11 protein-coding genes are annotated in these 9,508 nt (G+C 67.1%); 6 read left to right on the forward strand and 5 right to left on the reverse strand.

The window, feature by feature from the left end:
• Positions 1-2: 2 nt before the first annotated feature.
• From pstA to DPQ64_RS09620, 3 genes are all read left to right on the forward strand, one after another.
• Positions 3-1,643, forward strand: coding sequence for a phosphate ABC transporter permease PstA (pstA, locus tag DPQ64_RS09610; protein ID WP_115864135.1), 1,641 nt, complete (start codon positions 3-5; stop codon positions 1,641-1,643).
• 6 nt (positions 1,644-1,649) lie between these two features.
• Entirely contained in the window at positions 1,650-2,540 is an 891-nt protein-coding gene (gene pstB, locus DPQ64_RS09615; protein WP_115864136.1) for a phosphate ABC transporter ATP-binding protein PstB, read from the forward strand.
• Between the two features lie 136 nt (positions 2,541-2,676).
• Complete coding sequence (locus tag DPQ64_RS09620) at positions 2,677-3,510, forward strand: DUF4097 family beta strand repeat-containing protein (RefSeq protein ID WP_115864137.1); 834 nt, start codon at positions 2,677-2,679, stop codon at positions 3,508-3,510.
• A gap of 203 nt (positions 3,511-3,713) precedes the next feature.
• Here the strand turns inward: DPQ64_RS09620 and DPQ64_RS09625 are convergent, their stop codons facing one another.
• Positions 3,714-4,505: a sensor domain-containing protein gene (locus tag DPQ64_RS09625; RefSeq protein ID WP_157971657.1), complete on the reverse strand. Its 792-nt coding sequence runs from the start codon at positions 4,503-4,505 to the stop codon at positions 3,714-3,716.
• 178 nt (positions 4,506-4,683) lie between these two features.
• On the opposite strand from DPQ64_RS09625, the gene DPQ64_RS09630 reads away from it, so the two are divergent.
• Complete coding sequence (locus DPQ64_RS09630) at positions 4,684-5,430, forward strand: hypothetical protein (RefSeq protein ID WP_232820537.1); 747 nt, start codon at positions 4,684-4,686, stop codon at positions 5,428-5,430.
• A 2-nt stretch (positions 5,431-5,432) separates the two neighbouring features.
• Here the strand turns inward: DPQ64_RS09630 and DPQ64_RS09635 are convergent, their stop codons facing one another.
• From DPQ64_RS09635 to DPQ64_RS09645, 3 genes are read right to left on the reverse strand one after another with little or no spacing between them, the layout of a single operon-like run.
• Positions 5,433-5,705 (reverse strand): DUF7521 family protein, encoded by a 273-nt coding sequence (locus DPQ64_RS09635; RefSeq protein ID WP_115864139.1) that lies wholly within the window; start codon positions 5,703-5,705, stop codon positions 5,433-5,435.
• Entirely contained in the window at positions 5,695-6,057 is a 363-nt protein-coding gene (locus DPQ64_RS09640) for a hypothetical protein (RefSeq protein WP_115864140.1), read from the reverse strand. Before DPQ64_RS09640 ends, DPQ64_RS09635 begins: the two co-directional genes overlap by 11 nt.
• Positions 6,054-6,398, reverse strand: coding sequence for an ArsR/SmtB family transcription factor (locus tag DPQ64_RS09645; protein WP_394338834.1), 345 nt, complete (start codon positions 6,396-6,398; stop codon positions 6,054-6,056). Before DPQ64_RS09645 ends, DPQ64_RS09640 begins: the two co-directional genes overlap by 4 nt.
• 232 nt (positions 6,399-6,630) lie before the next feature.
• On the opposite strand from DPQ64_RS09645, the gene DPQ64_RS09650 reads away from it, so the two are divergent.
• Positions 6,631-7,392, forward strand: a complete 762-nt coding sequence (locus DPQ64_RS09650; RefSeq protein WP_115864141.1) for a sensor domain-containing protein — start codon at positions 6,631-6,633, stop codon at positions 7,390-7,392.
• Between the two features lie 164 nt (positions 7,393-7,556).
• On the opposite strand, the gene phoU is transcribed toward DPQ64_RS09650, so the two are convergent.
• Positions 7,557-8,234 carry a phosphate signaling complex protein PhoU gene (gene phoU / locus DPQ64_RS09655; RefSeq protein WP_115864142.1) on the reverse strand — a complete coding sequence of 226 codons (678 nt, stop codon included), beginning with the start codon at positions 8,232-8,234 and terminating at the stop codon, positions 7,557-7,559.
• A gap of 175 nt (positions 8,235-8,409) precedes the next feature.
• Between phoU and DPQ64_RS09660 the strand changes: the two genes are divergently transcribed.
• A complete protein-coding gene (locus DPQ64_RS09660) occupies positions 8,410-9,249 on the forward strand; it encodes a ZIP family metal transporter (protein ID WP_115864143.1) in 840 nt (279 codons plus the stop codon).
• Positions 9,250-9,508 lie beyond the last annotated feature (259 nt).

Consider the following 9,508-nt stretch of genomic DNA (forward strand, 5'->3'; position numbering starts at 1 on the left):
TAATGGCGACCGAGACCCCCGGACGCGACGAGTCGTGGTACGGAGCCGGCGAGGAAGTAGACCGAATCCGCGGCGCGGCGTTCAAGTGGGCCTGCCTCGGCGCGACCCTGTTCGGCATCTCGATGGTGTTCGTGCTGCTGCTGTACGTCGCGGTCGACGCCATCCGGCCGTTCTCGGCCGACGCGGGCTGGTACCTCGCCGTCGGCCTCGCGGCGGTGGTGCCGACCGTGGCGCTACTGGCGTACTACGTCCGCCGGGACAGGGAAGCGGGCTGGGTCGGCGCGACCGCGACCGCGCTGCCGGCGTTCTGCCTGCTGGTCGGCTCGGGCGTCGCGATTCTCGTGATCGAGGTGTTCCCGCCACACGAGTGGTTCGCAGTGGTGCCTGCGCTCGGCGCGGTCGTCGCGGTCTGGGCGGTCCACCAACGAGTCCGGCCGGACCCGGTCGAGTTCGAGCGGTTTGGCGTCGTCGCGCTCGCGGCTCTGGTCGCTTTCGTCGGCGTGCCCGGCGCGGTGCCCAGCCTCGAAGCGGCCCTGCAGTCCGCGCTGCTCTGGCTCAACTGGCCGACCATGATGCTGTACTCGTTCGCGGGACCGATCGCGCTGGCGACCGGGATCCTGATCGCGCGTCGGCACGAGAGCCGACGCGCAGGAGCGGTCGCAACCACGCTCACGTTCGCGGCGGGCGTGGTCTCGATACTCCTCGCCCCGGCGGTCGGCGTCGACGACTACCTGCTCGTCGTCGTGGCGCTGTCGGTCGCGGTGCCGACAGCGCTGTACGCCGAGTCGGTGCTCCGGTCGGGCGAGAACGTCTCGGGGCTCGCGCTCCCGGTCGTGGCGTACGTCGGCATTGCGGTGGCTGCGGTGGTCGTCGAGACGTACGGCTTCACGGGGCCCGCGGCGTGGCTCGACTGGGAGTTCCTGACCGAGCCCCACTCGCGGTTCCCCCAGCGTGCGGGCATCTATCCCGCGCTGGTCGGCTCTATCATGATGATGCTCGTCATCGTGGTCTCGGCGTTCCCCGTGGGCGTCGCGGCGGCGCTGTACCTCGAAGAGTATGCGCCCGACAACGGGGCGACGGGCCGGGTCGTGAGCATCATCGAGATGAACATCGGGAACCTCGCGGGGGTTCCCTCCGTCGTCTACGGACTGCTCGGACTGGCGCTGTTCATCCGGTACGCCGACATGAACACGGGATCGGTCGTCGTGGGCGGGCTGACGGTCGGGCTGCTCATCCTCCCCATCGTGATTATCTCCGCCCAGGAGGCGATCCGCGCAGTGCCGGACTCGATGCGTCAGGCATCGTACGGCATGGGTGCGACCAGATGGCAGACGGTCCGGAACGTCGTCCTGCCCGAGGCGATCCCCGGCATCCTGACGGGGACCATCCTCGCGTTCGGACGCGCCATCGGCGAGACCGCGCCGCTGTTGATGATCGGCGCGGCCGCCGTGGTGTTCAACGCGCCGGGCGCGTTCACCGAGCAGTTCAGCGCGATGCCCCGCCAGATATTCGCGTGGTCGAGCGAGCCGTCGGCGGAGTTCCGCCACGGCGTCCTCGCGGCGGGCGTGGTGACGCTACTGGTCGTCCTGCTGTCGATGAACGCGGCGGCGATACTCATCCGAAACCGCTATCAACGGAGATAACAACTCATGAGCAACGAAAACGTGACGACGTCCGACACCGGCACCGACACCGACTTCCAGACCGACGACGACCAATCGATAGCGTCGCCGACGCCCGGGTCGGAGGCGGTCGAGACCGGCGAGTCGACCCGTACGACTGGCGCGACCCACACGGTGATCGAGTCCCGAGACCTCGACGTGTACTACGGCGATACGCAGGCGCTTCAGAACGTCAGCATCCAGATTCCCGAACAGCAAGTGACTGCGATGATCGGCCCGTCGGGCTGCGGGAAGTCGACGTTCCTCCGGTGCATCAACCGGATGAACGACCTCATCGACGCCGCGCGGGTGGAGGGCGACCTGCTGTTCCAGGGCAAGAACGTGTACGACGACGACGTCGACCCGGTCGCGCTCCGGCGGCGCATCGGCATGGTGTTCCAGCAGCCCAACCCGTTCCCCAAGAGCATCTACGACAACGTCGCGTACGGGCTGAAGCTGCAGGGTCGGACCGAGAACTTGGACGAGAAGGTCGAGCACGCACTCAAGCAGGCCGCGCTGTGGGACGAGGTGAAGGACCAGCTCGACGAGTCCGGGCTCGACCTCTCGGGCGGCCAGCAACAGCGACTCTGCATCGCCCGAGCCATCGCGGTCGACCCGGAGGTCATCCTGATGGACGAGCCCGCGAGCGCGCTCGACCCGGTGGCGACCTCCCAGATCGAGGACCTCATCGACGAACTCGCGGAGGACTACACCGTTGTCATCGTGACCCACAACATGCAGCAGGCCGCCCGCATCTCCGACAAGACCGCCGTCTTCCTCACCGGCGGGGAACTCGTGGAGTTCGACGACACCGGCAAGATATTCGAGAACCCGGACAACGACCGCGTCGAGGACTACATCACCGGCAAGTTCGGATAGTCTGGAACTACGCACCACCTGTTCCAGTACCAGAAAGCTCCCAGTCCACTCACCACTCATAAATCTTCGGGACGGGCGCTGGCCCTGCGACGCTGTTCCCTTCTTTAAGGTGGGCGGACCACTATCTCGACACGTGATGAACGTGGACACTCAACGCCGACGGTTCCTCGCGCTGGGCGGTACCGCCGCCCTCACGGCCCTCTCGGGCTGTAGCGGCGCGACGCCGTTCGTCGGGAAGCGACTCGAAGACGACCAGACGTTCGCCGCCGATTCGGTGTCGGCCGTCGCCGTGGACGGACGAAGCGGCGACGTGACGGTTCGACCGAGCGACGGCGATCAGATCCGCGTCGAGACCGTCAAGAAGGCGGGGTCGGTGTTCGCCGACCTCGACGACGTGAGCGTCTCGACCTCCACCGCGGACGGCCAGCTCCGCATCGAGACGCGCAAGACCGGCGACGGCTCGTGGCTCGGCGGCGTCCCGTCGGTCGACGTGACGGTCGAGCTCCCCGTGGGCGTCGACCTCGGCGAGCTCCGGACCCAGAACGGCTCCGTCGACGTTCGGGGGATCGCGAGCGACGTGACGGCGCTCACAGAGAACGGCTCCGTCGAAGTGCGGAACGTCGACGGCTTCCTCTCGGTCGAGACCGAGAATGGGAGCGTCACGGCCCGCGGGATGACCGGCGTCGACAGCGCGGTGACCGAGAACGGGAGCGTCGAGGTCGACGTGCCTGCCATCCGCGGGGACACGACGATAGAAACCGAGAACGGCAGCGTCTCGGCCGCGGTGTCGCCGGACGTGGACGCCTCGGTCGTGGCGACGACGACCCACGGCGAGGTCGAGGTCGACGTGTCGAACTTCGAGGCGTCGACCCGAAGCACCGAGCGAGTCGAGGGCACGCTGGGCGACGGCGGTTCGGAACTCCGGTTCGAGACCGAGAACGGTGGCGTCACCGTCTCCGAACTGCAGTAGAATTCTTCGACCTCAGTTCGCGGTGTTCTGGGTAGCCAATAGCACTGTCTTCCCGATAGAACTGTTTTCGTGGTTTCGAAAGGGCGAGCGCGGTCCCGCGAGCATTGTTCGCGGGACCGCGCTCGCCCTTTCAGTCCAACTCGGATTGGGTCGATTCACGCATCGAAACGAACGGCTACTCGCGGTGTCTAAACACTGCCGTGTCAGTTCGCGTCCGACGCCGATTCTGACTCCGACTCCGATTCCGACGCCGACTCGTCGACAGTTGCACCGCCAGCGTCGGCCGAGCATTCGTTCTCGTCGGCCGAGGACCTGTTTTGGTCGCCGGAGGGGTCGCGTGCCTCGGAGACGTCCAGTAGCGCTTCGGTGACGGTTCCGGCGACTCGCGCGAGTGCGTTCAGCAGATGGAGCGACCCGAGCGCGAGCACCAGTCCGACGACCGCGACGCCGACGGCCCGGCCGAACGTGTTCACGACGAGGCGGCCGGACTCGAACGGGCCGACCGACAGCGTCCCGAAGTGCGGGCCGACGTAGTACGCCGAGGAGTACGTCAGCGGGGCGACCAGCATTGACCCGGCCGCCGACAGCAGCGAGACCAGCGCGGTGAACGAGACGAGGCCGAAAACGAACTTGCCGAACAGGTAGGCGACGCCGATCCACGTGTTCGCGTCGGTCACCAGGCGCTTGACCGCGTCGAGGATTCCGCCGGAGGCGTCGGGCAACCGGGTGTGGATACTTGTCCCGAGCAATCGATTCGCTAGCTCGGCTTCGACGCGGGTCAGCAGCGTCGACCCCGCCAGCGTCGCGAGCAGCATCGGGACGCCGACGACCGTAATTGCGAGCCCCGCGCCCAGCGAGAAGCCGAACGTGAGTCCGACGAAGTACGCGAGCCCGAGCGGGAAGGCGACGGCGAGGTACACGAGATTACGATACGTCTGTGTGCGTGCGGGGACGCCGACGAACGTCGTCGCGGCGTCTCGGATCGATGTCGTCACAGTTTCACCTGGTCGAAAGTACTGTCCCACGGCCCGTAAACCGGCCCGGGGAGTCGCTAGAGGGGCGACTGGGGGGAAGATATTTAAGCTCGCTCGGGTCCACAGCGCGGCGTTCCGCTGGTGTCAGCTCCCGCACCGATACGGAACGCATATCGGACCGGACTGCCAATTCGGAGCGATGCCTTCCAGACGCGCGTTCCTCCGCGGAGTCGGCGGCGTCGCCGCCCTCGGAACGATCGCAGCGAGCGCCGCCTACGCCGACGCCGGCTTCGTCCGAACGAAAGTCGGCGGGAGCCTCACCGACACCATCGACCTCGAATCCCCGGACGACGACGTGTTCGTTGCCCCCGGCGAGTACGCGGCGTACGCCGACCGATTGCGCGGGCGGTACGACACCGCTTCGTTACCGTGGTCCACTCCCCGGTCGCTCGCCGGCGAGTTCGTCGGGGCGTTCGAGCGACGCATGGCCGTCGTTCCGGACCGACGGCTCGCAGTTCAGGACGCCGCAGTCCTCGTCCACCGACTCGACGACGCCCGCTATCGGCTTCGCCTCTGGAGCGCCGGCCGCCTCCTCGGAACGTCGTACCGCGTCGACCCGTGGGGACTCTATCGGGAGGATCCGGGGTTCACGTGGCTCGAACACGGAATCGACGTCGGCGACGATGACGACGGGAAGCTCTCGGCGAACCGCTCGCTCTCGACGGATGGCGGCCGCGTCGAGGTCGCGGAGGCAACGGTACCGGTTCCGGACGGCTCTTTCGAGGCGAGACTCGCAGACGACGCCCGGTACCGAACCCGATGGGACGGCTTTCGTCGCGACGAGGTCCTCCTCGTGGGGTCCTGTGAACTGTCGTTCGCGGACGGCGAAGAACGAGAGTTCGACTGGTCGCTGTCGAACGGCGTCGGAATCCGGACCCCGTTCTGAGGTCAGTCCCCGTCGAGCGACCGGAGAATAGCGAGGAGCCCGACGTTGTACGCGACGACGACTGCCAGCAGCGTCACACCGTCGGACCACGCGAGCGCGGGCGAGAGGAGCGCGATCGCGACGAACGGGACCACGGTGAAACACGCGACGCCGACCGCGAGCAGTCCCATGGTCTGGCTGCCGTGACGGCGGTATCCTCGGTAGGCGTGGTACGTGACTACCAGTCCGAGGGCGGCCACGACCGCCGACGTGAGTGTGACGTAATCAGGGGTCATAGATGGCGTACAGGATGGCCGCGAGGCCGAGCACTTCGAGGCCGGCCGTGGCGAGCGACCGGACCGCGGGCGAGGCGACCACGAGGTTCGACAGCACCAGTCGGAGGACCATCGGCGCGGTGACCAGCAGGGCGAGGCCGGCACCGAGGTACAGCATGGGACGCGTGCCGTTCCGGCGGTAGCCCTGCACCAGCCGGACGACTACGAGCATCGACAGCCCCGTCGCGATCAGCAGACCGGCGAACGCGAGCACGACGACCGACTCCGAGCCCCCGACCGCGGTCTGTAGCGGGACGCTCACCGTCGTTCCGGCTGCGACGTTCGGCGTCGCCGCGAGCGCGTCCCCGATCATCCTTTGAACCCCTCGTACAGTCTGGTGAACCGGTCGGCCGGGTCCTCGTCGCGGTCCACGGCGACGTCGATGCCGTCCTCGGTGAGTTCGACCGTGACGCGCTGGAGTGACGCGGCGTACACCTCGTAGTGGTGGCCGTCTGGGTCGAGGCGCTGTTCGGCGTCGAGCAGTCGCTGGTCCTCCAGCCGCTCGACGCGGCGGTAGATGGTCGACGGGGAGGCGTCGCAGACCTCCGCCAGCGCGTCGGCCGACTTCGCCTCCCGGTAGGTTGCCACGAGGATGTCGCGGGCGTACTCGTCGTCGAGCAGGTCGAACATCGCCTCGGCGTCGGCGTCGCTCACGATGCATACCTCCGTCTGTCCAATCGCTCCCGACCGGCCGCGTCGAGTCGCGAACGACCGACTCCAGTCCGGGGGCACGACCGCAGGCGAGCGCCGAGCGATTCGAACCAATGTCCCATCGCCGTCCGCCCGTCGGTTCGTACCCCCGCGTGTAAAACACTGCGGACGGTCGCTGCCCCTGCGAGCGTCCGAAAAATTATTGGCACTGGAACAGGACTTCCGAGTAACCAGTATGTCTATCGACGACGCTTCGACGGGACTGGCCCGGTCGTTCGGGTCGGCCTTGGCCGTCCCCTTCCGGCTCCAGACCTACCGGAACCTGCTGTACCTCGTGCTGGCGTTCCCCCTCGGGCTGGCGTACTTCGTATTCCTCTCGGTCGGCCTCTCGCTGGGCGTGGGCCTCACCATCACCGTGATCGGGATTCCCATTCTGCTGGCGGTGCTGGCCATCTCGACCGGCCTCGCCACCGTCGAGCGCGAGATCGCCACGATCCTGCTCGGCGTGGAGGTCGACTCGCCGGGGTCGGCAGTGACCGACGACGGCTCCCTCCTCGAACGCGCGAAGCGGCTGGTGACCGATGCCGGGACGTGGAAGGCAGTCGTCTACCTCGGGACGAAGCTGTTCGTCGGCGTGATGTCGTTCGTGGTGGTCATCACGCTGCTGGTGACTGCCGTGAGCATGCTGGCCGTCCCGTTCGTCTACGACCAGCCGGGCGTCTACGTCGGCATCGTGACCGACGCGCCGCTCCGGCTCCACCCGTCGCTGTACCTGGCGTGGCGCAACCTGCTGGTCGGTATCGAGACGGTCGTCCACGTCGGCTCGTGGCAGGTGACGACCCTCGCGGAGGCGCTGGGCGTCGCGGGCGCGGGCGTGCTGCTCGGCGTCGCGTCGCTCCACCTACTCAACGGGCTGGCGCGGCTCTCGGCGTGGTACACCAAGCTCATGCTTGGGACGGGCGCGGAGACGCCGTCGCTGTCGGCGCTGTCGCGGTGAAGCCGGTCCGGTCCGTTTTCGCCCGAGCAATCCTCCCGCGAGCGAACGGACGTGAGTGAGCGGACCAAAGGAGGACCACCGGGACGACCGCCGTGTTTTTGGTCGAGCTTTTGCAAGGGAGAAACTTCGCCTCGGCGAATTTTCGACCGCTGGAAAAGGTCGTCTCAGTAGATGAGCTCGTCGTCGTTCTCCACCATGTAGAGGGTCCGCGCCGCGATGTTGACCGCGTGGTCGCCGATACGTTCGAGGTCCCGGATGGTGAGCAGTAGCCGCGACACGTCCTCCAGCAACTGTTCGATCTCCTCCTCGGTGTTGTTCTCCAGTTCGGTCTCGATGAGGTCCCGGACCACGAGTTCGCTCGCGCGCTCGCAGCGCTCGTCGAGTTCGTCGTCGCGGTCCGCGATGGAGTAACAGAGTTCCGGGTCGGCCTCGGCGTAAGCGTTCATCGCGTCCTCGATCATATCGAGGGTGAGGCTGCCGAGTTCCTGGATGTCGACCTCCGGGAACACGTCGTGGTTGGCCTCGTGGGTGTACTCGCCGAGGTTCGTCGCGAGGTCGCCGATGCGTTCGAGGTCGGTGATGATCTTGAACGACGCCGCGATGAGCCGGAGGTCCGAGGCGACCGGCTGCTGGAGCGCCAGTAGGTCGATGCAGTCGCCTTCGAGATCGAGGTACAGCTGGTTGACCTCCTCGTCGCCGTCGATGACCTCCCACGCGAGTTCGTCGTCCTTCCGTTCGAGCGCGTCCATCCCCATCCGGAGCCGTTCCATCACCACCTCGCTCATGTAGAGGACGTTCTCCTGCAGGTCGTCGAGCTGTTCCTGATAGTCCTTTCGTGCCATGGTCGAACTGTCGCGCGTCTCGCTGTTGTACTTTGTCCCTTTTCCCGTCGTAGCGACTGGGAAATATATTGAATAAGATATGTGTTATCAAAGAGAAACGTTCCCCACGCGAGCTCGCGGCAGCGGCCCGGGCGACCGACGCCCTTATTAATTCGAAGTTTCTCGTTAACAACGAATGCGAATCACCCGCCTCGGTCTCGTCGGACCGGTCGCTCTCGTCGCGCTCACCCCGCTCGCGCTCGTCTCGGGGGTCGAGCAGGCCGAGAAGGTCGTCGCCATCGCGTGGGTCGCGTTCGCCGCGATGGCGGGCGCGGCGCTGCTCGGCGAGCGGTCGGGAGCCACGACCGACGCCAGCAAGCTCGTCTGGGGCTACGGCCTCGCCAGCGGCGCGATGATCGCCAGCGCGGCCGCGTTCATCGTGCCCGACGCCATCGGCCACCATCCGAAGTTCGGCGGGTTCGGCGTCGCGCTCGGCATCCTGGTCGGCTTCTCGGCCCACACGCTGGGCCACCGCGCGACACACGTCGATCTCCCCTTCGACCACACCGCGGCGGAGCTGACGGCTCACGCGCTCGCTGCGGGAACCATCATCGGCATCGTCTACGGAAATATGCCGGACCTCGGTCTGCTGCTCGGGCTCGCCATCGTCTCGCACAAGGGGCCGGCGGGGTACGCCGCGGCCGACCGACTCCGCCGGTCGGGTAAGCCGGTCTCGGTGCTCTTCCTCCCCGCCGCGGGCGTGGGCATCACTGCGATTCCGGCCGCGCTCCTCGACCTCCCCTCCAGCGACGCGCTGAACGCGGTCGTGTTCGGCTTCGCGGCGGGCGTGTTCCTCCACATCGCGATGGACTTCCTGCCGCGCTGCGAACTCGGCGGCGAGGTGTACGAGGTCGCGAGCGTCAACGACGACGCCCACGCGCTGCTCGACCGGCTCCGGACCCGCGCCGTCGCGAGCACGGCGCTCGGCGGCGGGGTCGTCTTCCTCGCGTGGTGGGTGCTCCAGTTCGGCGCGTGAGTGGGAAGTTACGAGCTCGCCTCTGACGGTCTGGAGACGTGATATCGAGTGGGACAGCCGTCGCTCGTGGAAGTTAGAGAGACGGTTTAGGTCGGACGGCCGTGACGCGCGTGGAAACCACGAGCGCCGAAAGGTGGCTGCCCCACCGTGCCGTCTACATATCACTCTCTGCCCTCGCTACAAAACACCTCCGGTACTCGAATCAGAGCGTTGGTCATCCGGGAGTAGCGTCGAGCGCGCGACCCGCGGCGGCGAGAAA

The sequence above is a fragment of the Halorussus litoreus genome (assembly GCF_003382685.1).
Taxonomy (GTDB): Archaea; Halobacteriota; Halobacteria; order Halobacteriales; family Haladaptataceae; genus Halorussus; species Halorussus litoreus.